The organism is Tolypothrix tenuis PCC 7101 (assembly GCF_963874875.1).
GTDB lineage: Bacteria > Cyanobacteriota > Cyanobacteriia > Cyanobacteriales > Nostocaceae > Aulosira > Aulosira tenue.
Genome location: NZ_CAWNJS010000003.1, coordinates 19660 through 42112 on the forward strand (window position 1 = coordinate 19660; position 22453 = coordinate 42112).

17 protein-coding genes are annotated in these 22453 nt (G+C 39.7%); 5 read left to right on the top strand and 12 right to left on the bottom strand.

Features of this window, described 5'->3' with window-relative positions:
* Positions 1-28 precede the first annotated feature (28 nt).
* From brxC to brxE, 4 genes are read right to left on the bottom strand one after another with little or no spacing between them, the layout of a single operon-like run.
* The gene (brxC, locus tag AACU25_RS35385; RefSeq protein WP_096585011.1) at positions 29-3649 is read right to left on the bottom strand and encodes a BREX system P-loop protein BrxC; all 3621 of its coding nucleotides are present in this window, start codon (positions 3647-3649) and stop codon (positions 29-31) included.
* A gap of 37 nt (positions 3650-3686) precedes the next feature.
* The gene (locus AACU25_RS35390; RefSeq protein ID WP_096585014.1) at positions 3687-4319 is read right to left on the bottom strand and encodes a BREX protein BrxB domain-containing protein; all 633 of its coding nucleotides are present in this window, start codon (positions 4317-4319) and stop codon (positions 3687-3689) included.
* Complete coding sequence (locus tag AACU25_RS35395; RefSeq protein ID WP_096585016.1) at positions 4316-5173, bottom strand: BrxA family protein; 858 nt, start codon at positions 5171-5173, stop codon at positions 4316-4318. The genes AACU25_RS35390 and AACU25_RS35395 overlap by 4 nt, the downstream gene beginning before the upstream one ends.
* A 5-nt stretch (positions 5174-5178) precedes the next feature.
* A complete protein-coding gene (brxE, locus tag AACU25_RS35400) occupies positions 5179-5760 on the bottom strand; it encodes a BREX-6 system BrxE protein (RefSeq protein ID WP_096585018.1) in 582 nt (193 codons plus the stop codon).
* 524 nt (positions 5761-6284) lie between these two features.
* On the opposite strand from brxE, the gene AACU25_RS35405 reads away from it, so the two are divergent.
* Positions 6285-9119 (top strand): DEAD/DEAH box helicase, encoded by a 2835-nt coding sequence (locus AACU25_RS35405; protein ID WP_096585021.1) that lies wholly within the window; start codon positions 6285-6287, stop codon positions 9117-9119.
* Between the two features lie 107 nt (positions 9120-9226).
* On the opposite strand, the gene AACU25_RS35410 is transcribed toward AACU25_RS35405, so the two are convergent.
* The 6 genes from AACU25_RS35410 to AACU25_RS35435 all read right to left on the bottom strand — a co-directional run bounded on the left by AACU25_RS35410 (position 9227) and on the right by AACU25_RS35435 (position 15303).
* Positions 9227-11215 carry a RecQ family ATP-dependent DNA helicase gene (locus tag AACU25_RS35410; protein WP_096585024.1) on the bottom strand — a complete coding sequence of 663 codons (1989 nt, stop codon included), beginning with the start codon at positions 11213-11215 and terminating at the stop codon, positions 9227-9229.
* Positions 11205-12179 carry a hypothetical protein gene (locus AACU25_RS35415; protein WP_096585026.1) on the bottom strand — a complete coding sequence of 325 codons (975 nt, stop codon included), beginning with the start codon at positions 12177-12179 and terminating at the stop codon, positions 11205-11207. Before AACU25_RS35415 ends, AACU25_RS35410 begins: the two co-directional genes overlap by 11 nt.
* 399 nt (positions 12180-12578) lie before the next feature.
* Positions 12579-12995 (bottom strand): hypothetical protein, encoded by a 417-nt coding sequence (locus tag AACU25_RS35420; RefSeq protein WP_321206604.1) that lies wholly within the window; start codon positions 12993-12995, stop codon positions 12579-12581.
* Positions 12996-13248: 253 nt separating this feature from the next.
* On the bottom strand, positions 13249-14373 hold the full coding sequence (locus AACU25_RS35425; RefSeq protein ID WP_096585029.1) for an RNA-guided endonuclease TnpB family protein: 1125 nt from the start codon (positions 14371-14373) through the stop codon (positions 13249-13251).
* Between the two features lie 73 nt (positions 14374-14446).
* Complete coding sequence (locus AACU25_RS35430; RefSeq protein ID WP_096585031.1) at positions 14447-14878, bottom strand: hypothetical protein; 432 nt, start codon at positions 14876-14878, stop codon at positions 14447-14449.
* A gap of 164 nt (positions 14879-15042) precedes the next feature.
* Complete coding sequence (locus AACU25_RS35435) at positions 15043-15303, bottom strand: hypothetical protein (RefSeq protein WP_010994011.1); 261 nt, start codon at positions 15301-15303, stop codon at positions 15043-15045.
* A 240-nt stretch (positions 15304-15543) separates the two neighbouring features.
* Here AACU25_RS35435 and AACU25_RS35440 point away from each other — a divergent pair, with 240 nt between their 5' ends.
* From AACU25_RS35440 to AACU25_RS35455, 4 genes are all read left to right on the top strand, one after another.
* Positions 15544-16131 carry a hypothetical protein gene (locus AACU25_RS35440; protein ID WP_096585034.1) on the top strand — a complete coding sequence of 196 codons (588 nt, stop codon included), beginning with the start codon at positions 15544-15546 and terminating at the stop codon, positions 16129-16131.
* A gap of 72 nt (positions 16132-16203) precedes the next feature.
* A complete protein-coding gene (locus AACU25_RS35445; RefSeq protein WP_096585037.1) occupies positions 16204-17316 on the top strand; it encodes a hypothetical protein in 1113 nt (370 codons plus the stop codon).
* 97 nt (positions 17317-17413) lie between these two features.
* Positions 17414-17704 carry a GIY-YIG nuclease family protein gene (locus AACU25_RS35450; protein ID WP_096585040.1) on the top strand — a complete coding sequence of 97 codons (291 nt, stop codon included), beginning with the start codon at positions 17414-17416 and terminating at the stop codon, positions 17702-17704.
* The gene (locus AACU25_RS35455) at positions 17673-17978 is read left to right on the top strand and encodes a DUF3155 domain-containing protein (RefSeq protein WP_190445657.1); all 306 of its coding nucleotides are present in this window, start codon (positions 17673-17675) and stop codon (positions 17976-17978) included. Before AACU25_RS35450 ends, AACU25_RS35455 begins: the two co-directional genes overlap by 32 nt.
* 237 nt (positions 17979-18215) lie before the next feature.
* Here the strand turns inward: AACU25_RS35455 and AACU25_RS35460 are convergent, their stop codons facing one another.
* Positions 18216-21836 carry an ATP-binding protein gene (locus AACU25_RS35460; RefSeq protein ID WP_096585043.1) on the bottom strand — a complete coding sequence of 1207 codons (3621 nt, stop codon included), beginning with the start codon at positions 21834-21836 and terminating at the stop codon, positions 18216-18218.
* 152 nt (positions 21837-21988) lie between these two features.
* Positions 21989-22432: a hypothetical protein gene (locus tag AACU25_RS35465; protein ID WP_096585046.1), complete on the bottom strand. Its 444-nt coding sequence runs from the start codon at positions 22430-22432 to the stop codon at positions 21989-21991.
* Positions 22433-22453 lie beyond the last annotated feature (21 nt).

Sequence of the window (22453 nt, forward strand, 5' to 3'; positions counted from 1 at the left end):
GGGTTGCTGGCTGGATAATGAGGAAGGTTTAGGACAAGCGAATGCGAGTATTGGGTTTGAGTTGAGCCAACAGCCGCTCTCGTAACTGGTTAACTAGTGCATCAACTTCTGCTTCTGTGCTGACTTCACGACCACTAAGATTTAGGGGTAGCTGCACTACTTGTTCTTCAGTAACTTCGGACAAAACATTATCAAGGCTTGTATTTGCAGCCTTTTCAGCTTTTTGCAGCTTAATCAATGCTGAATCTTTGAGTTCTAGCAAGCTGGGGTAGAGTGCATCCTGAGTTGTGTCATAGGTCGCTTCTTGGATAGAACGCAACACGTATTCTCCTTGTTTTTCATTCAGTTTGAGAAAGCCTTGGCGTTGCTTGATCTGCCCTTGAATGGCTTTTGCTTGCTGTTCTTGCGTTTCAATCAAGCTCAAACGCACGACTTTGTAGTGCTGTTCAATTGCTTGTAAGTGAGGTTCTAAGCTGCTAATGTCTCGCCAAGGGCGATCGCTATTTAGCTGTTCTGCCAAAGCTGCGATCGCTTCGGTAATTTCTGCCGAACGCTCAATCTGCTTGAGTTGCGCTACTTGGTTATCCCGAATATTAACTGCCTTAGTTACGGCATCTACAGCACTATCTGTCAAATCTGTCAAGGAAATACCCAGTTCTTGAATCCCATCTCGCAGTGCATCGAGATTTTTCTTAACTGCAATTACAGTGTCTTCAACTTGGCGAGAACGGGTACACTTTTCCAGGGATTCGCGTAACTTGACTAAAGCTGGGGGTAAATTTGGTCGGTTTGGTAGTCGATTGTACCGTCGTTCTAATTCTTGTAATCGTTTGACCTGACCGGGGAACTGCTGGAAAACTGCATCGGCGATCGCATCATTTTCCCGATCCAGTTCAACATCTAATGAGTCTTTGAAGAACTTGCAAATAGCAATTTTGTCACGCGGGGTAATGCTGGTTTCATTGGGAGGTAGCAAATCAGCCCGTTTGATGTCCCTGTCTTTAGTGAACATATCCTTAGCACCAGGGTCACGCACTGATGTAATTTCTGGGCCAGTTTCGGGTCGAATCCGCACCTTAGCAGCCCGGAGTAAACCCACCAAGCAAGCCTTCACCACATCTGCGGGATAGCCGTAGGGCGGCCCGCCAAAGTGAGTTAGCAACACATTACCAGAAACCCCATTTTGGTCTTGAATATACTGCCCAATCCGAGAAGGAACTTCACCGCTACAGGTGGGCATATATTTACCTGCATCTAGTTCGAGTATGCCCAGCCCATCTTTCATAAATTTGTGGGATGGGCCTGATAAGTTCGGCTCTAAAAGTTGCGCTAATTCACCGGGAGTAACCGCTACATCTACATAATGGCTGTAAAGATCCGGCAGAATGGTTTCCCCTAAGCGTCCCAGCATAGTGGTGAAAGTTGTACCATGTTGCTGCTTGTCGATTTGTCGCCCTCGGAAGAAGATTTCACCATCTATAAAGGATTGAGCGATCGCTTTTTGCACGTCCGTCTCTAGCTTTTCACAGCGGCTTTGCTCCTCGAAAAGTAAGTTCTGCTTATCTTTAGCAAGAGATTGTTTGCGACTTTCATATTTACTGATGATGTGCCGGGATTTAGCCAGTTCTCGTGCTTGGGCTGCTACATTATCACAATTACCTACTACCCAAATTAGGCGATCGCGGAAATTTGAGCGATCGCTAGTTTGTATCCAAGATGTAGGGTTTCGCTCGTCTTTATTAGTCAAATAGCGGAAATCAATCGTCAGCACTGCTGGATCGTTTGAACCTTGAATACGTTCATCCTGTCGCTGACGACCATCGCTATAAATAGCCAACCAAGGAAACGGCTTGTTTTTGTAGCGGGGGCGTTCTACATTGCCTAACAATGACTTCAACTTGTCTGCCACAATCGAACTAATAGCATCAGGAATTACGCTGTGATTATCTCGCTCTCGCTGCCATTCTTGCCCCGCAGAACTTTGAATTTTATAACCGAGTTTGTCAGAGTAGGAAAGTAGCCCTAATCCCCGCAGTTTTTCTAAGGCTGCTGTAATTTTTGGCTCATTGTTGCCCATTCCCAACTGCGAATAAAGACATTGACTAACTAAAGTTACAGTTGTTGGTTCTTGTTCCTGAATCAACTCCAAAAGTGCTACGGCTTTTGCCACTTTGATCGCCATTTCGTCTTGAATAACTTCTTCATGGCTAAACAACCGTGCTAGCGTAGTTTGCACATCAGCATCTAAAGCTGACTGTTGCACTTCATAAATACTATCGAGAGTGACCAACGCACCCAGTTCTTGTTCTCCTAATTTCTGTTCTCGAAACAATTCTCCCAACAGTTGTAGTAGCCCGCGAATGGCATGGTCATCTCCCTTAGCACGGCTGGAACGAGTACGCAGATTTGACGTGATTTGCATCAGTAAATCTACGTAACCAGGCAGCATGGGATATACTTCAAGAAAATCCTCTTCAGTGATGGCATCGCACTTATAGCCATAGAGTTTGAGGTCGCTACGGTGCTGGGCAAAAAGCGATCGCAGTTCGGCTTCTTTTGAGGCAGCTTTTTTCAAAAGCCGCTTATGCACAACATCTCGAATGTTGGTAGGTGCAAGGTGAACTCTGAGCTTCGGTGGAAAACGATCCTTGAGCTTACCAATGTTGCTTTCATCCTCACTGTCTTCCAGCTTTTGCTGCCCTGTTGCCAGTAACCATACCTGTCCTTTCAGTTTTTGCCCTAAATCAGAAACAAACGACTGAAGTTTGAGCATTCGCTCCGTATTCTGGTGTATATATTGGCTTACCTCATCTACTACAACGAACAAGGTTTTACCAGAAGCGCGGTGATTGAGCATATTAATGATGGCTTTAGTCGTTTCCGAGGGCGAAGTTCCCATTCCCGTTTGGGCACCAGCACGACTATCAAACCAACTCATGGGGTCAGTATAACGAGTAGGGTACATAGCGTGCATAACTTCAGAGAAAGCTTCTTCAGCCAACTGATCGCCCTTCGCTTTTGACCAAGGTTCTCCCAAAGTCTGCTCTACACAAATTAAGAACTCCTGCCATTTACCATCTAATTCAAGCTTCAGTTCTAAATCAGCGACGTAATTACTAATAGTGCAGTAGCCCAGATGTGCTTGTACTTCTCGCTTGACAGCTGAATGGATATGCTCGTCATCTCTTGCTACGGCACCAATATCAAAGACCACAGCCAAAGGATCGATTTGACCGCGAACTCGATTCCAAGCATCTCGAAACTCTTGGGCTTTAGGAGAATCATCCCGCGCTAGCAATGCACTTGCCACCGTTCGATTATCCGGTAATACCATATCATTGAGAGCCAGCCCTAAAAGTTTGGCAAAGCTCGATTTTCCGGAGCCGTAGAAGCCCGAAATCCAGGATGCTGGTAGTTCAGCGCCACCAGGTTTCTGTAATTCTTCTGCCATAGAATTGAGCAGCTTCACAAACTGCTCGTGAATTCCTGACTGCACACGCTTGTGCCGGGGGTCAGTTTCTGGGTAACCGCCTGTGATGATATATTCCGAGACTTCTTCTAAGACCTTGGCAGGTTTTTGCTCATGGAAATAAATGACTGGGGCAATATTACGGGTGACATCAGCAGCAAAGATTTCCTTAATTAGCATGTCATCACCTCTTTAGTAGTTGTAGTAATAAAGTCAGTCATGAGTAAATTCGAGGCCGATAGTCCCGGTCAGAAGGCAGTTCGTCCATAAAGGACAGGGCATTCAAATCCCTTCTCTCCCCTGGATAAAGGAGAACAACAGGCAAGTTGTTTGTCTTACCATCAATATGTTTAAGCAGTGCTGATGAGCGAAAAAAAGGATACAGCCCTCCAGCACGTCCCAAAAAAATTAAGGTGCGATTGGTTTCACCTGGATGTTTATCTGAAAAATCATCAATTAAGGCAATCACATCTTTGGCAATCCCCTCAGCCCCTTCAATGTAAAGTGCAATTTTGTCTTTTAAATGATTCAGCGCCCGGTTTGGGTCTTTGGCATAGAGACGATACTCTGTGCGAATAATACTTTCTAAAATCCTTGGTTCTTCTCGCTTGAGTCTGTCTAAAAACAAGCGCTGAAGGGATACTCCTAAGACATTCCAACCTTGTCCCTTTAGGTCATCTGTTAGTATCCGAATCTGAGCGCGAAGTTTAAATTCTTCACGGGGGTCGTAAAGGAGAATAGCAAATCGGTAGTTCCGCATTGTGCTAATTTTGGGGCCACCTTCATCGAGCAAGTCGTTGCGTAATGCCTGCACCGCAGACATTTGCAGGTCAAGCAAAGTACCAATCATGCCTGTTCCTCCCACTTCGCTTCATTGGCGTAGTCTCTTCCAGAGAGGATTTGCATTGCCCAAGATTTCAGGTCAACATAATGCCAGCCAAAATCATAAAGATCTCCCATGCGGGTAAATGATAACCCTGGCAGACGGCTCAACCTCTGTTCTAAAAAGCTGTCAAATAAACCAACAGAGTTGAAATAAGGATTACTAAGGAGCGAACCTTCAAAGTATAAATCACGTAAAAAATACAACCAGTAGGCTAGAGCTTCATCAGTCACCTTGGGATATTTGAGGCTACGCATCCCTGAGTTTTCCGAGCAAAGCCCCGCCGCCGCCGCCGTAGCGATTAAACCAGTCGCCATACGAAAGGTTGTTGCAGCAGACCACTCACTTTCCAGCTGCTGAGTTACCCAACGTGCCACTATGTCTCGGTCAATATCAGAGTTAGGTTGTAGACGGCGCTGTTCTAAAAAAACACCAGTAAAATTCCGGTAGATGGGATCGCTCAATTGCATATGCCAATGGCAGATATTTTGGCGAGTTGTGGGATCGTTAGGTTGCCAATGTTTAAGAACTGCCAAGGACATTGGATAGGCTTCAAAGCGATGGCTGAATTCTACTAGTAGGCTGCGAACACGCGCCATGCTTTTACTACCAAACCAACGTTCTTCAAAAGCAATAACTGCCCGTTGTTCTCTAGGTATATCTATTCTGAAGTGTTCCCAGTAGGCGCGGCTTTCTTCAAGTGCTAAAGATGTACGTAGTAATCTAGTATGAAATTGACTGACTTCTTTGCCATGAAACATAGATGGGGCTGCTACTGGATGGGGGAGTTGCCGCTGTCGCTGAATGACTTTAGTAGCCATCGAATTTACTGCTCCTCCACACGGTAAAACGGCATGGGATAGCTCTCTACAATTGGCAAAAGTGCAAATGCCAGCTTCTTAGCACATTCGTCTAATGCCTTGAGCATTTCACCAAAAATTTCCCGTCCACTAGGAACTACTTTAAAATCCACCTTTTGCTGCGGAATACTAATAGCTTCTTCAAAGTCAGCCTGAGAAAAGGGTTGATAAATATCCAAAAGAAAAGGTAAAACATCTAAAGGTTTGGCCCCGCTCTGCTTGTGGAAAGCGAGTCGTTCTGTTAACTGTTCATCAACGGAAAACCCCCAAAAAAACAGCGTTCTTACAGCATCAGGCTTCGCCATATCTAAGCGTTTACGCCGATCTTGCTGGATTGCCGCCTGTCGTACTGCTTGTAAGGATGCCCACTGATGCGTCTTGGGAAAGAGCCGCTGCAATAAGTCACCGCCACCATTTTCATCAATTAAGTCTGTACGCCACCAGTCAAGGCGCTTGGGGTCACAAACTCCCTCTCCAGCCCAAGCAACTACTATTTGAAGGGCTAAAATCTTGTCTAGTGTATCTTTAGTAACTTTATTAACTAGCATTGAATTATAAAATTTTAGTGTATTACTTAATACTATTTAGATTTAAGCTTTTTCATAAACTTAGACAACATTAGTTATTGCCAGCCCTCCTATTGATTAAATGGCATTAAAAATCTTGAAATTTTTAATTTATAATAAGTAATATTTGTTGCAATATTTAGCACACACTAACTTGATATCTCTCGAATTACCCCAGTAATAACACGTAAATTAATTTTTCAAAAAAATTTTTTTCAAAAATAAAGTATATTATGTTACACATAAATCTAAGAAAGATATAAATATTCAGTTATGTAAAAGATATAGCTGCTAATGGAACGCTGATTTGAAAATCAGAAAATAAAACAGGAATGTATGCAAGCCTCCATTTGGCAGGAGTTTCACTAACGCAGACATGGCTAAAAATATGATCGAAAGACCTCTTGATATTAGTTACAGGACTGATACTAGGCATATACTGAAGCTTGGTCTAATCTCGTTAGCTTTATACTGGTGGGTAGCACCAGTAGCAAAAACCTAGTGTTGTGACTGACAACAAACCCACCGATTATGCCGCCATTATCCGCGCTGCCAACCAAACTGTTCCAGAACCTCCCCAATGGTTAAGTGTGGGTAAACAAGTTTACTCCCCAGAGTATGGAGTAGGCGAAGTCATGGCATTATTGGGCAGGCGGTTAATTGTTAAGTTTGTTGAAGAGGTTACTCCAACTCAATTTGGCGATTGGGAAGAAGCGATCGCCATTGGCTCAATTCAATCAAGTAACGCTAACTTGGTTTCTTCCACAACGTTGATTGAAGAAGCTAATACAAGAGCTGCAACAGTTTCCGAACGCATTCACCAAATCCCCCACCTGGCATTTCAGTCTGTAGCTCAAGAATTGATTGCAAGCATCACGGCGGTGGATATCAAAAATCCCAACCAAGGGATAGTTCACACCGTACCCAGCGATTTACCGCCTGCTTTACGTTTGGCGTTGCAAAATAATGGTATCGACAGAATTTATTCTCATCAACTAGAAGCTCTGACAAAATTACGTGCTGGGTTTGACCTAAGTATTACCACGCCCACTGCAAGCGGAAAGACGCTGTGCTACAATCTCGCCATCCTCGAATCGTGTATCAAGCAACCGCAAACAACGGCATTATATATTTTCCCACTTAAGGCATTAGCCCTCGACCAAATGCGAAAGTTACAATCGCTTGTTAAGGTAATGCCCAACAACCGCATCAAACTCGCATTAATGACTGGGGATACACCTACATCCGAACGGCAGCGCTTTTTTATTCCTAATCCACCAAACATCTTGGCAGTCAGTCCCGACTTGTTGCACCACTACCTTTACAATATGCGCCGTCGAGATCAGGGAGAAGGATGGCGGCAGTTTTTAAGACAGTTGCGTTACTGTGTAATTGACGAAAGCCACACCTATATTGGTGCTTTTGGCGCACACTTTGCCAATTTGATGCGGCGGCTCAGATTAGCAGTTGATGCAGTTGGCGGTAATTCTCAAAAATTGCAATTTATCTGTTCAAGTGCCACAATTGGTAATCCCCAAGAGATGGCATTGCGCTTTAGTGGCAGAACCCATCAACCCCAAAGACTACACTTAATTGAACGTAGTGGCGCTGCTAGTGCAGGACGCACCTTATTATGTCTTGCTCCAAATAGTGCAGCTAATGTTGAAGCTTCCAAAATTGTGATTTCCTGGTTGCAGCATAATCTCAGTGGTATTGTCTTCTGTAATTCCCGTGCTGCTGTCAAAGGTTTACTCGGCTTAATTCAAAGAGAAACACAACGACTTGGATTAGGTTATTTAACAAGCAAGGTGGCGGTGTTCTACAGTTCTTTGACAGGCGATCGCCGCCGAGAGATTATTCAAAAACTGCAAGCTGGACAAATTAAAGTAATTATCTCAACCTCTAGCTTGGAAGCGGGAATTGATCTACCTGAGCTAGACTGCTGTTTGCTGCGTGGGTTTCCGGGTAGTTTAATGTCATTTTGGCAACGAGTAGGAAGAGCCGGACGCAAGCAGCATGGACTTGTAATTTATCTACCCTTGGGACAAAATCCTATTGATGTATTCTACGCTCGGCATAGCGAACAGTTACTATCGGGAGAAGTTGAATCTGCTGCTTTTAACCCAGACTATCCCACAATTCTAGGCAAACATTTAGAATGCGGCTGCATTGAAAGTAGCCTGGCTTTAAAGGAACTCAATAGCCGTTTCGGAAAAGCCGCCGACGCAGTTGCAGGTTCTCTTTTACAACAAAACAAAATTTTTCTGAGTAATAATGGCAAACTTTGGGGAAGGGGTTATCCGCACAAAGACATCAACCTCAGAAGCAGCCCTCAAACCTCGATTTCCTTAATTGAGAAGCACACAGGCGAAATTTTAGAAATTATGTCACTTTCGCTTGCCCATCGGGAAGTATTTCCGCAAGCAGTATATATGGTACAAGATGATAGCGGCGAGTTAATAGCCTACCGCAGCGAAAGTCTAAATGAAGAGAAAGGAGAAGCATTACTAGCTTATTTAGGTAAAGATACAGATTTATTTACTGAAGCCGAATCAGAATTAGATATTCAACCACTTTCTACACTGGCAGAGTCCAAAATTATCCCCACCAAAATCAAAGATGCTCGGTTGCGTTTAACCCTTGTTTGGGGAGAAATTACTAATTCTGTTACAGGTTATCGGTTGATGAAACGCACTTACGGGATGACTTGTAAAAATCAGCGTTGTGGTAACTACAAAAAACCGCTTGACGGGAAAACTTGCTCCTTATGTAGGCATCCTCTAGGAGCAGCTGAAGTAACAAAACTTCAGTCAGAAGTAGCATTTGAGGAGCCATATGTTACAAAATACCAAGCGCCCTGTGTACTGGTGGAAATAAATGAACCCTTACAAAAAGCGATACAAGTACAAGTCAACAAATACAAACAAGAAATTATAACATCCACAGGAGGTGAAGTTCCTGAACAATATCAAACACTATGGACTAGTAGTGCTGATTTTACAGCAGTCCATAGCATCCAACACCAGATAGTAAAAGCTGTACCCCTGGTAGTTTTGTCCTCTAGCCTAGATGTAGATGGAATAGTTACGCAAAAAGAAACTAGAACAATTGGCTACTTTTTTGACACTTGTGAAGGTGGTAATGGAGCAGCAGAAGCTATCTTTTCTGACTTGACCAATTTCGCTGCTAAAGCATATGCGCTAGCAGTTGAATGTGATTGTGAAGCTGGTTGTCCAAGGTGTCTACATTCAACTGGTTGTCCGCAGCATAATGAAGCACTGCATAAAGATTTAGGTTTGTTTTTGTTGGATGCGATAAGCCAAGCAACGCAGAACACCTAAAGAGCTATTCCACTAATATGATTTGACAAAAAACAAATTTAGTTTTACCACATAATCCACCATTTCTAAATATAGAAATTTACCAAATATAATTTTAGGTTTTGTTATTATGACATTTTAATTTTTTTAATTAACTCATTCACTTGATTGCTCAAAACTGTACTTTCTTTTGTCGTTAATACTTTGTCAAGTACTCCGAGTTTTTTGTAAATTTGCTTTTTCTCCTGCCAATTTTCGTTATATTGCTCGTTACCCAAAAGCCCAAGGTGTTCCCAATACCAAACATTGTTATTATGTCTTATTGTAAAGTCAGGTTCTTTCCATTGAGTTTCATTATAAAAAAGTTTTTCTTCATATTGAAAATCAATATTTGAACGATAAAGAATATTTGCAATTATCACTTCTGATTTTGAACGAACCCAAATCCCATTTTCAGTTTGATGTATCTTATTTAGTGAATGCTTACTTACGCCTAAATATCTTCCAATATCTTGGTGCATTGAAATTGAACTGTCAAAGTTATCAAGGAGATAAACGAGATAATCTAATAGATTATGTTTATACTCTCTTTTACTTGCAGTCTCATTACTAATTGTTTCAATTTGCTCATCAGTAAGATATTCTTCTGTTGCTTCAATAATTAAGCATTTGTCAAGATTTTTAGCTAATTTTGCCTCATTATCAACTAATGCTTTATAGGTTATGTTGAAAAATTCTCGACAAGTAAGTTTTGAAAATTCGGGTTTTAACAATACAGGAACAACCATTCCCGTTCTTGAAGATTCAATTATTGACTTCAACATAGGGTTTGAGTTAGTTTTGAAAACTTTTAAGCCTGTAAAGCCTTTGCCTTCTATCGTAATTGCACCGCAATTCAAAAAATAAGGTAGAGCCGATTGTAATTCTTCTTCTGCAAAATATTGCAAAGTCTTTTTACCAACTTCATTGTTAGTTGCCTTTTTGAACAATTCTTTGATTTGATCCCCTGGAGGAAATGATTTGTCGATAAAGTGTGTTTTTCTTACCTGAACATTTTTATTAGAATAAAGCATATAGGAAATAGCACCATTTTTGTCTCTTCCTGAACGTCCAATTTCTTGATAATATTGCTCAATAGATTCGGGTATCATAAAATGAATTACAACTCGAATATTGGGAATATCAATACCCATTCCAAAGGCATTTGTTGCAAAAACTAAATTGGTTGAACCATCTCTAAATTCGTTTAGAACACTTTGCCGTTCGGAGCTACTCATATCTCCATGAAATGATAATGCCTTTAGTCCCTTTTGATTTGCAGTTTCACACAAATCTTCCACACCACCTTTGTGGTATTTACGATATAAATAAACCAATACTTTCTCGTTGGTGTGGTTATCTATTATTTGCCAAAGACGAGCTTTCTTTTCTTCTTCGTTTGATAGCTTCTCAACTTTCAAATCAATATCAAATCTTAACAATACATCATCTTTGATGATAGAACTTTTTTTAATTTTAAAATCAGTAGTAATATCGATAAGCTCTTTTGGATTTATTGTGGCTGTCAAACCTAAAATTGTTGGCCATTTATCTGAAAAGACTGAATTAAGAAAAGTTGGTATATGCTTGTAAAATGGTCGGAAATCAAATCCCCATTGGCTTATACAATGGACTTCATCAATAACGACTAATTTGATTTTATTTATCTGCAATGAAATACAGTATTCAAAAAATCCGTCTGTCGCCATCCTTTCTGGACTAGCAAAAATGAAATCAGGTTTAGATTCACCTTGAGCAAATTTTTTTAATTGCTTCATTTGTTCTGAAGCTCCCATACCACTGTGAATAGCTAAGACTTCAAAACCTTCTTTTTCAAGTTTTTCTGCCTGTTCGTCAATAAGTGCTATCAATGGTGAAATAACTAAACAAGTTCCTTTTAGTGCTTTTGCAGTAACCCAATAAATGAGGGATTTTCCACCACCTGTCGGCATTACTGCTAATGTTGAACCATTCTCTATAAGATGGTTAATTACTTTCTCTTGAAATGGTTTTAAAGAAAACACACCTGCTAAAGCAGGAAACTCTTTTTCAAAAACTTCTTTTGCTTTAGTATTCATAATGATAGCTTTCTGCTTTCTTCTTTAAATCGTCAATTTCAGACTGATGAGTTCTTGCGACAAATGAGAGAAAGCTATCCACTAGAACAAATCTATATTCAATAGGTAAGCTTACTCCATGCTTTGCATAAAGCTCTTTTAGTTGCCGATAAATTCTAACAGCGTAAAATGAAAACAAGGCATACGGATAAAAATAATTTTGCTGAGTTGTTCCTTCTCTCGCATTGATCATAAGAAACTGAGAGTCTTCTTTACAACCAAACTTTTTCTTACTGCTTAAATAATATAATGCCCAAACAGCTTCTCTGCTTCTATTTGGATACATTTCAGGAAAAAGCTTGTAAATGAAATGACTTTTAATTCCCCCGCCAATTACTCCATATGCTATGTAGGCTTCTTTATCTAACTCATAATATTCCAAGCCATCGCAGGTATCAATTTCTTCAAATTCTTTTTCTTTATACCACTCATTATGCCATTCATTTGCTAATTGAACAATGTTATAAATTACTTTAAACAAGTCTCCCGGTTGTGTAGTATTAAATGCAGCACGGAACTTGTCAAGTTCCTTTGCATGTATATTTTTCAGTGTTTTATTAATAATCGGAATTTGATTTCTTAAAATTGTATTCTTGAAGGCACTTACATCGATTTTGTATTCTGCCAATGATTCTAAATCAAGAATATCTTGATAACGTTGGCGGTCTTTTTCATAATCCTTGATTGATTCTTTCAAAAGCCTTTCCAGAATTTTTTTTGTATCTTTTGGCTTACTTTTTGGTTTGCAGGTAGAACCAAATTTAACAGCGAGCTTTTCAATTTCGCTTTCTGGGATTGAGTATCCACTTTCTGTATCAATATATTGTTGAAAGTAAGTCGGGATAACTTGTTTCATTTCATCCCATACCTTTTCAATATGATTTTGCTCGTAACAAATTTCTTCAATATCGTTGGGATAATACATATTCTATATCTTGCCTCTTAGTTAATTTTCTTCTGGCTACACAGGCCATTTTTTGCACTTGCCGTATCGTTTGTGTATAATAATTGTGCTTATATTTTTATAACGGTATTAAAACCCGTATTCTTAGTGTTCCCACAAACTTAGTAAATATAACACCCGCTGCTAAGTTTAAGTTGGTAAGCAAAAGTATTGCTTTATGCCTCTTCTTGGAATAAAGCAATACTATATTTGTAGGAGTTTTAATTTTTTGATTCAGTTCGTCACTACATTATCTGCAATGTTAATGTAGTTAAATTCTTTTATTTTGAGCAATGTAGCGTTTTTGCAATAACATTATTTTATTAACTATTACTGTCAACAAGTTTATCTTCATTAATTAGCTCGATTCAAATAAGCATTTTATCTTTTAAAGAATAACAACATTCCATGTGGATTATTTAAAAATACATTTTTATTACTACTATGATTTTTTGAGCCGTCACCTTGTAAATCCTGATTTGAAAGTGAGTACACGTCAGCCGCAACAAGCTGATAACCTTGACTAATTAAATAACCAACTAATTTATCAGGCATTATATGAGATGCACCGTAACTTGGTAATAAATTATGTTCAATTTTATCCTTGTCTAAAATATTTAATTGCACAATACCTGTACGACACAATATATCAAAATCAATCGACTTAACTAAGCCACTTATAGCCATTTCAATTGAATTTAATTCCATTGCCAGTTGCTCTATACTTGCAAAATTCCGCGACCACGGGTTACCTATTAAAAATAGGCGTATCGATATTGCCTCTGGCTGTACTTTCACAATATCAAGTAATGTTCTTGTAACTGTATGTGGTTGTAAGTAATCTAAGACTCCATGAACTGAGACTAGCCGTAGGCTATTAGGAGCGTAAAGTTTTGTCAGTTCAAGTTCTGCTAAATTGCGATCGCAAAAATAATTTAAATGTAGATTTGGGTATTGGCTACGTAAAGCTAAAAACTTTTCTGGCGGATTAGTAGCAATGTCTTGACATACTCCCCCGAATCCGCTTCGTTAAATTCGGGGGATTCTAGCTTCAAACAGCGATTGCTGGCATAGCCAGTCTGATATCACCTAAGCCAACAGTCGATGCCCCGACTGCACAAATATTGCGACTTGCGTTTTCATCCCTTCCATTTACTGATTGGCAAGATGGGCAACGCCATTCTCTAATAGATAAATCCAACTCTTCTAGAACGTGTCCACAGCCAGAGCAAGTCTTAGTGGATGGATACCACTGGTCGATGAAAACAACCAGTTTATTCTTCTTTTTAGCAATCCATTTTAAAATTTGCAGAAACTCACCAAACGCCAAATCTGATATTTTTCTTCCCCAAAGTCGTTGCATTCCCTTGAGGCTTAAGGTTTCAAAGCAGAGAACATCAAACTTATCCGTCAGTTCATGCGCTAACTTCCAAAACCAATCACGGCGACGATTAGAGATATCCTCGTGCTTGCGTACTAGATTTCTCCTAGCCCGTTCCCTGTTGGATGAGCCTTTTAGTTTTTTAGAGTGATGCGAACTTGCTTTTTTGATGGCGTTCAGCGATTGCTTAAAAAATTGGGGAGACTCAATTTTTGTACCATCTGAGCAAGTGAGAAATGTACACAAACCAAAGTCAAAACCAGCGATTTTACCCGTCTTAACTTCAACTTCCGGTCTACTACCTTCGTCAACCACCACGACCATAAACAATTCACCTAATGGTGTGCGTTTAATGGTTAAGGTTTTAACTGTTCCCTCAATGTCTCTAGACTTCCAAAATTGATATACTCGATGCCCAATTTTCACCCTGTTGCCACCTAAAAACTTATAACCAGCTTGTTTGAGAGTGAATGATTTGTATTTTTTAACCTTTTTAAAACCTGGTGGTCTAACTCCTTTTTTATTGTGTTTAAAAAATAGTTGATAGGCTTTCTCTATGCGTTGACAGATATCTTGTACTGCTTGAGAACCTAGCGATTGCCAGAATGGATTACGTTTTCTCAATTTGGCAATATGAGACTGAAGTTTTGCACAACTCAAGTGCTTGTCCCACATTCTGTAGTAGCGTTTGTGTAGAGCAATGCAATGATTGTAAATTACCCCAGCCGCATTAATAATGCACTTAAGGTATTTATTTCTTTTGTGCTGGTACAGTTTAAACTTCAAGGTTTTCATGTGTTTATGATATCATCTTGGCAATCAGATTGTTTCACAACAATCTGATTTGAAATCTTTGTACGGCACGATGCTAGAAGAAGCGAACAAGTTTATGTAACCTAGGATGAAGTTCCCATTCACCCGATTCTAAAATACGTTGAGCTACAGTTTTTTTGTCCATAGCTTTTTGATATTTAATGTTCAAGGCATCGAGGACTTTTTCAATGCAAGATGCTTGAACAGCATGAATATCTCCGATTACATCGTAGAGTGTAGCTTCCCATAATTTAGCAGGTAGCTGATACTTGCTATTCCTTGGACGCAACGCTTTATCTATTACGTATTCTGAGATACCCCATGCCTTAAGTGAACCAAATTCGTTCCACAAATCAGACCGTAACGAACCAAGACGAGAAGATATTAAATCAAGTTCGGCTGACTTCCACTTGTTTAGTTTTAAAGTACCAACAATGGCAATCTTAGTAACTGATTTAACACCTTTTACTTTTTTCTTTCTCGCCATTATCCCGACCTATCATCGTTTTTTTGTCATCTTTCATAGATAGGTCATGTATACTACATGCCTATTTTGCGTCAGATAACTCAGTTTGAGAATACCCCACAGATCATTTTCCGCTAGGCAACTCAGTTTTAAAATAATCCAACCTATACAGCCCAACGAATTACCTAACTATCAGAATCAAGGCTAGCTTCCAATTCTTCGATAGAAATATCTTTATATCGCGCATATTCTGCAAGTTGCTGATTAATAGTTTCAAAGTTTGCTTCTATCCTTGCAGCGATGATTTGGGCAGCAAACGCAGCAGGGGAACGCCCCCGAAGCTTTGCCCAAAGCTTTAACTTCCGAAAGTCATAGGGGGATAGGGTAATTGAAAAACGAACGTTTTCCTCTGCCATGTCTAATACTTCTTCTAGCTGTGTCTTCATTAATGTACATCCTCTTTATTATCTCTGGCGATGGTCTAGTGATGCTTTAAAGAATCTATTTTGTTATTTTAGCGTTAAAGTTGCTTGACAGACTCTCTAGAGATTCTCTAGAGTTATATTTATCTGAATAAAATTTACGTACAAACGAAAAGAAGCCTGAAAGACAAGGAAAAATCCAATTTCAGGTTTGAGCCAAAAAGTTAAATATCAAGAATCTTTGACCTATATGGAATCTCTGCCATGAACCACTACAACACCCTCAAAATCCTCCCAACTCAAGGCTTAGAACCCAGACAATTTCTACGCTACTGCTTCGGTATAGCCGAACTCAGCCCCCCAGAACTTCTCGAAGAAGAAACAGATTCGCAATACCGCAAAAAATGTATCACTGTACTATGTGCAGTCTTAGGTGTGCAAAGACCGACAGTTCGTAAGTGGGGAAGCGATCTCAACTTTGACGGAATACCCAACTACTGCAAAATTTCACTTGCTTACATTCATGCCGCCGAAATCGTGCCAAAGCAGCTAAAGAGCATCTTGAGAGGAGAATACAACGCACCAGAAGTAAATGCTCAAACGTTTCTAGAAAAAATACTCCTCGAAGGGTTAAGCGAAGAACAAGTACTACAAACAGTCTCTCACGCCAATTTTCGCGCAACTTGTGTCAAAACTCTCACGCAAGTATTACATATTGGCACCAAGTCAGTCCAAGATTGGGGTCAGGATATGTCGTTTCACAAAATGCCCAAAATTCACAAACACACCTTGGGCTATGCCTTGGCTGCTATTTCTAAATCATCAAAAGCTTGGGACAAACAAGCAGCCTGAATTATTTGCAGTGAATTAAATAGGTAAGTGGTCTTTTAAGACCAACGAAATTAATGCAAAGAGAATTTTATCATGCCAGGAACTATCACATCAATCTCTTATCTCCAAAAACATCAATTAGATCCGAATCCAACCGCACATATCGAAACCAGCAGTCTAGAATATTTGCACGCCGCTTTCCTACTCTACGAATACAAAACCACCTACAGCAAGAAAGAATACCGAACCTTGCTCGATACATACGGTTGGGATAAAGGAAGCTCTGAGGAAAAACGAGCGATCAAAATAGCCGAAAACTTCCAACAATTTTTAACTTGTCCTCAACACCTAGCCGCAATTCCAGTAACAATACTTCTCAGATTGTGTTCTCTTCAATACAAACCAATTATCAGCCAGCTACAGGATTATCCAATTGGGGGATTGACCTGCAAACTGGTACTGGAGTTAATCGAAGAGAGGAAAGCCCTCCTTAAAACCCAAAAGCAGGAACAACAAAGACAGATATCAATCTGGCGCAGAACTCCAAAAGGCGATCGCTACTGTCAGTTCCCTCCTCAGTGGGAAGAAGATCACCAAACAGGAGTACTCACACAGGAATTGATTGATGGATATGGACTACTTCCCCAGCAAATTCTCCGCGCTGCGATCGCAGATTATCACGCCAAAATCAAATCTCAAGAAAAAGAGCAGCCGCAAGAAGAGACTGCTGAATCTGAAGTGGTTGTGGTTGAGTCAGGAATACCACAAGAGGAAATATCCCCAACAGAGAGCGAAAAAGCTATAGAAGTTAACTCTAGGCTAAAACAAAAGGAACAAACCAGCACTAGTAACGTTACAGAACAGCAGTCAGTTGGGGAAGAAGTGTTAATGCTGGCAGAAAAACTCAAATCAGCTACCAGTTATTATCAAATTAGAAGTGCTATCTACAGGCATCTGGCTGTTAAAGATGAAGCTTGGAAGCAGCTTTCTCCAGAATATCAGTTAAGAATTGAAAAATTGTTGCCCCAGGAAGTATTAGCTCTACAAACAGCCAGAAAAACAGGTTTAATTATTGACTACTATGAGTTAGAAACTGGCTGGTTTCAAGTATTTATTGCAGGTGAAGATAAGCCTGTAAGCATTAGTAAATCAAATGTAATTAGTTGGGTACAAGAACAAGAAAGACTCAACTGCGTAACTACGTAAACCACCACAAACAGCTAACGCCTCAGTTTTCAAAATAATCCTAAAAAAAGCATAAATGGAATTGTCAGGAAAGATACCCTCAATTCCTTGCTGCTACATGATTGAGCTATCTCGTCCGCTTGGAAATGAGAAACATCAAGCTCGTTACTACTTAGGTTCATGCGCGAACCTCAAGAAAAGATTTCAGCAGCATCTACAAGGATCTGGAGCAGCATTTACTCGTGCTGCGATACAACGCGGCATTGAATTCAAAATTGTTTACGTATGGAAAACCTCAAGTAAACAAGAAGCCCGTCAGCTTGAAATTCAACTTAAACGATATAAGAACCATGCACAATTATTAAGGAGAATGCAAAATGCCAAAACGAATTCGACAAAAACTAGGTAGATACCATTTGAGACGTAAGTTAAGTGGGAAAGTTTTGCTATCAAAAGTTACAAGCTTTAGTTGCTATCAACAAAACCATCAAGAAAAAACCTGTACAACTGCAAGGAAATTCATTCGCAATAATGATATTCAACCACCATGCGTTATCACCGTACTCAAGATATCGGGTAGTGAAGAAAAATTTTTCTTGTCAAACAATGGATTGTTTAGCTATAAATATGCCATTGAGAATCACAAATTATTCTCACCAGAAATAGCGTCAATCGCTAGTTAAATCAGCTATAATTTGAATCTACTACAGCCTGTCAAATATGGCAGGCGAATATCTTAGACAGGAATCTAAGCTAGATTATGACTCACTCACGCACCTTTCGTAAACTCAAGATGGGGCGGCAGTCCGCAGGAGGTAAAGTGATTGAGGAATTATAATACGCGTGTTTGCAAACTTAGTGTTCTCCAAATTTTCTAAGATTTCATCCGACAATAAATTTTCACAGAAAGCTGATTGTCTCTACCAATTACGTTCCTCGAATTCTTCTGTTTCCAACTCACGTTCTAAGTATTCCTGTAGAGATTGTTTCATTCTATTTGCAAAGCGCCGAACGCGGAAATTTTCATCTTCTAACCAAGAAGAAATTTCTTCTTGGCGTTGTCTGGGGTGATTTGAAAATCCTCCAACAATTACTCCCGGAGTTGAGTTAATAGAAGTACTAATAGAACTCAGTATGATTTCATTATTTGTAATACAAATAATTTCTCGACTCAAAGAGTAGAAAAGTTGACCACTATTAAAAACACGCAAAATTTTAGCTACTGCATGTAGTTTCTGAACGTCACCCGATTTTACCCACTCCATTAAAACACTGTATAAAGGCTCTGATAAACTACCAGCAATTTCCTTTAATACTTTGGGAGCCTTATATAGCCAAACATCCTCGCGTAGCATCCAGTCACGCACTCGACGCAGTACATTAGAGTATTCAGTACTAGACTGTATGCTTTTTGCAACAAGTGAATAAGGTAAGTGAATTGCCTCATAATACTCAGTTATTCTATGCTGTTCAGCTTGAATTATAATTCGGCGTTCTATAAAATCTATAACATTCATGGGGTCAATTTTACCCATAATAGCTAAACACTCTTCAGCAGCATAGTCTAGGCGTGAAAGGCGTTCAAAGTTTTGAACAATGTTTAACAAATCCTCAGATGTTATGAACTGCTTCCCCCATCCATCTTGAGAATATTTAAAAGACCAAGATAGAACTTCCGCTACACGCAGTAGGACATTTTCATCACTACGATTAGCAATTATTTTGAGAAACTCAATTGAACGTAGTGGATTATGTGGTGCAAACCGCGATATAAGCTCAAGAATTTTTAAATCAACTTGTGAAGATTTTTTATTTATAAGACGGTATAAAACTTCCCATTCTTTATCCTGAAACACGCTCCAATCTAAAAAATGATAACTACCTGCTACAGCCAGCCACAAAACTAGATCATCACCATCAATCCATGATTGTATGTAAGACCAACCCGCCTCTAGATTATTTCGATATAATCCTCCAATTAAGCGACCAAGCTGCTGTTTAATGATTAAATTCTCAGACAGTGCCTTCTCTACTATTTGCGGCACAAGTTCGGGATAATTTTCTCCCACCTTATAAAACAAAGTTTCAAACCAAGATGTACTACTTTCCCCAGCAATTGTACATTGGGATAACATCAACTCTAATTCCCATATTGCCTTTTCTATTGTTGTAGGAGAAAATCCTTCTAAATAATGATGAATTGCTTGTTGATGGCGTTTTTCTAGGGCTTTCCAATCTAGATAATCATCCTCGGAATCATCCCATAGCTTATTCCTAAATAAGGATAGATATAGTTGATATAAATTATTATTTTTTAATTGCTGACTTAACAGTTCCAATTCATCTAATTGGTGACGATTAAAGTGTAGTGCATCGCGTATCCACTTTGCTACAGCATCCAATACAGGTAGTTCAGCATTTGGAATCACTATGTTTAAGAAAAATTTGACTGTATTTTGACAGTCAGGTTTTAGCCAAACCCAAGTTTCTGATGTTACTTCTCTAAAATCGGTTGAAAGAGGTAATAATATTTGTAATTCTAGAGATTTGATAATTTTTAATCGCTCTGGTAGGCTATATGCTTGACTATATGCTTGGTATAATATCTCTAAAGCTTGTTCTCGAACTTGCCGTAAAGATTCAGATGGTTGTAAACAACCACGCTGTATAATTATTCGCATATACTTGGTGGCATCTTGTTTTGTATTATCAACCACCATATTGAGCATAGATTGAATCAAAGAAATGCTCAGTTCTAAGTTGTTTGTAAAATCTTGTTTTAGCCACACTTCTATATTCTTAAGAAGCGTTAACTGTACATCATATAATTTATTAACTTTAATCTCAGCAATTTCAACTAATGCTTTACTTGCTTTATCACGAACATTAGCATACTCTGTTGCTAATGGTCGATATCTAGCCAGTTTGTGCAGGTAAACTATAGAATATTGCAGACTTCCTAGGTAGGTATAACGAAGAATTTCTACAGCTTTACTTAACAACCAATCATGTTTAATTTCCCATTTATCCCCACCAAAACTACCCTGATAAAACTCAGTAGGCTTGTCAGGTTCATCCACGATATCTGCTACGAGCGACAGTGCATCATCGGAGCGCAGATAAGCTAAATCTTGTAGCCATTCCAAAACAGACAGTCGAGTCAGGTAGTCTCCTTTAATTAAGATTTTACGCAATTCATCTAATTTGCAATCTAGTAAAAGACCAGCTTGAGCCTCTCCTTTAACTTCTGCTTCTGCTAAAGTTGTCAAAATCTCTTTAGGTTTTAATTCAAAAAATGGTTCAATAATTTTCTTTTGATAGTCTGCTTGTTTAGTCTGGAAGAAGTGGTGAAGCAAAATATGGTCAGCCAGAACTTCGGAGGTAATTTTTATAGTCTTCCAGTAACGTTCTACTATACCAGCTTCCACTAATCTAGAAATTACTCGGTCTTCATCAGATTGCGATATATTCACAACTTTTTGAACTTTCTCTCGTAACTCCTGATTATTTAGATCAATTGTCCCTAAAGCCGCCAGAATCTCCAGATAGCCAATATAATACTGCTCTTTAAACTCATCTTTAAATTCACCTTTAAGGTCGCGGATGATGTCATTACAATGGTTGGTAAGTACTTGTTCGCGGCTGAGATTTATTACTGACTCACCACGTTGAACTAAACGAGCAGCGACACCAGCAATCAGGGGATCTCCTTTAGCAATACGAACTAAAATATGGCGTGTATCTTCGTGAGTAATTTCGTAGGGTGGGGTTCGTAGGAGTTGATCTATATAAATGTTTTCTAAAGGTTGCACCTCAATTTCATTGACTTTATAGCCAGCCAAATAGCCTAATTTGTAGATGACTGAATCTTTGAAAAGACTACGTGTAGCTAAGACAAGTGTGACTTTGCCGGCTAGTGCGGGGTTTATCAAAATTTCTCCCAATTGGTGTAAAAGTCCAAAGCGGTGAGCATCATCTACAACAATTACATGACGACTGTTACAATCCAATGAAGCTAGGTCATACTCTATAGACTCGGCTCGAATGCGAACGTACCGCATAGACGTTCCAGTAGGAATAATTTTAGGAAGCTCTAGCAAAAAACGAGTTTTGCCAATCCCCCCAGGTCCATGCAATACAATCACATCTGGTGACTCAGCAAGGAGGGATTGAATCTGAGCAAGTAATCCGTCCCGTCCTACCAAAACTTCCCAATAGCCAGCTAGCTTTTTCGCTGTTATTACCGCTGATTTGGAAAATTCGCTGTGTGTGAGTAAGGCAGAAACCTTAAACGATTCCAAAACATCTTGAACGATTTGGTAAACGACTTCAGCATTAGGGCCTTTATAGACCACGTTGTTATCGCCAGTAATAATCACAGAATCACTTATACTGCCGCCCACACCTACAGATCGTTCACCTGGAACGAAGATAATCTGCTTACTGTCAAGGATTTGGCATAGTCTCGCAAAGTCAGCATTATTACAAGTGTTTGCTGCTAGTAGGTTGAGGATTCTCCTCAGATCATTAATATCTGTCACAGAGTCTGCCTTTTGGCTCAAGCCTTACAGATGTTCTTATGTTGTCGCGAACACCATGATTTGGAATTATTGGGCGATCGCTAGAATTCTTTTGGTTGTAGCGTTCGTATTTACATTATTGTAGTATACTTGCCACAAACATCGATTATTGCTCATTTCGTCCCCATAACGTTTGTATTATTATCACCTGTGTTAATAATGCCACTTACGCTACCACTGGTAGCTACGGAGTTATTACCACTAGCAATGACAGACACATTAACTAGCTTTGCCTCTTGCCAAAACCGCGCTACTTCTGCGGCTAAGATTGCATCTTCAGTTAACAGTTTTTTCAATTGGTGACGCAACGCAGCCTGAGCATCTTCGTCAGCAGGATCTTGCGCTAAGTCCTTTACAGCTTCCTGCAAGCTGGGTTTAGCTTCCATTTTAGGCTGGAGTTTTGTCCACAGGGATTGAGCCTGCCCCCATACTGTAGTACCAAATCTCTTAATAGCCTCCCCTGCAACAACTCTCTTAGTCGTTTCTTCAAGAAAAGGTATTATGGGAGCCAGGAAATCAACTAACTCTTTGGTTAATATTGCTACATCTATTGCCATGTTTTCTCCGACAGTTGAACA

What these genes read in the sequence shown, in the direction of transcription:
- brxC (WP_096585011.1), bottom strand. Translation starts at nt 3,649, where the DNA reads ATGCTAATTAAGGAAATCTTTGCTGCTGATGTCACCCGTAATATTGCC.
- AACU25_RS35390 (WP_096585014.1), bottom strand. Translation starts at nt 4,319, where the DNA reads ATGATTGGTACTTTGCTTGACCTGCAAATGTCTGCGGTGCAGGCATTA.
- AACU25_RS35395 (WP_096585016.1), bottom strand. Translation starts at nt 5,173, where the DNA reads ATGGCTACTAAAGTCATTCAGCGACAGCGGCAACTCCCCCATCCAGTA.
- brxE (WP_096585018.1), bottom strand. Translation starts at nt 5,760, where the DNA reads ATGCTAGTTAATAAAGTTACTAAAGATACACTAGACAAGATTTTAGCC.
- AACU25_RS35410 (WP_096585024.1), bottom strand. Translation starts at nt 11,215, where the DNA reads ATGAATACTAAAGCAAAAGAAGTTTTTGAAAAAGAGTTTCCTGCTTTA.
- AACU25_RS35415 (WP_096585026.1), bottom strand. Translation starts at nt 12,179, where the DNA reads ATGTATTATCCCAACGATATTGAAGAAATTTGTTACGAGCAAAATCAT.
- AACU25_RS35425 (WP_096585029.1), bottom strand. Translation starts at nt 14,373, where the DNA reads ATGAAAACCTTGAAGTTTAAACTGTACCAGCACAAAAGAAATAAATAC.
- AACU25_RS35430 (WP_096585031.1), bottom strand. Translation starts at nt 14,878, where the DNA reads ATGGCGAGAAAGAAAAAAGTAAAAGGTGTTAAATCAGTTACTAAGATT.
- AACU25_RS35435 (WP_010994011.1), bottom strand. Translation starts at nt 15,303, where the DNA reads ATGAAGACACAGCTAGAAGAAGTATTAGACATGGCAGAGGAAAACGTT.
- AACU25_RS35440 (WP_096585034.1), top strand. Translation starts at nt 15,544, where the DNA reads ATGAACCACTACAACACCCTCAAAATCCTCCCAACTCAAGGCTTAGAA.
- AACU25_RS35445 (WP_096585037.1), top strand. Translation starts at nt 16,204, where the DNA reads ATGCCAGGAACTATCACATCAATCTCTTATCTCCAAAAACATCAATTA.
- AACU25_RS35450 (WP_096585040.1), top strand. Translation starts at nt 17,414, where the DNA reads ATGATTGAGCTATCTCGTCCGCTTGGAAATGAGAAACATCAAGCTCGT.
- AACU25_RS35455 (WP_190445657.1), top strand. Translation starts at nt 17,673, where the DNA reads ATGCCAAAACGAATTCGACAAAAACTAGGTAGATACCATTTGAGACGT.
- AACU25_RS35465 (WP_096585046.1), bottom strand. Translation starts at nt 22,432, where the DNA reads ATGGCAATAGATGTAGCAATATTAACCAAAGAGTTAGTTGATTTCCTG.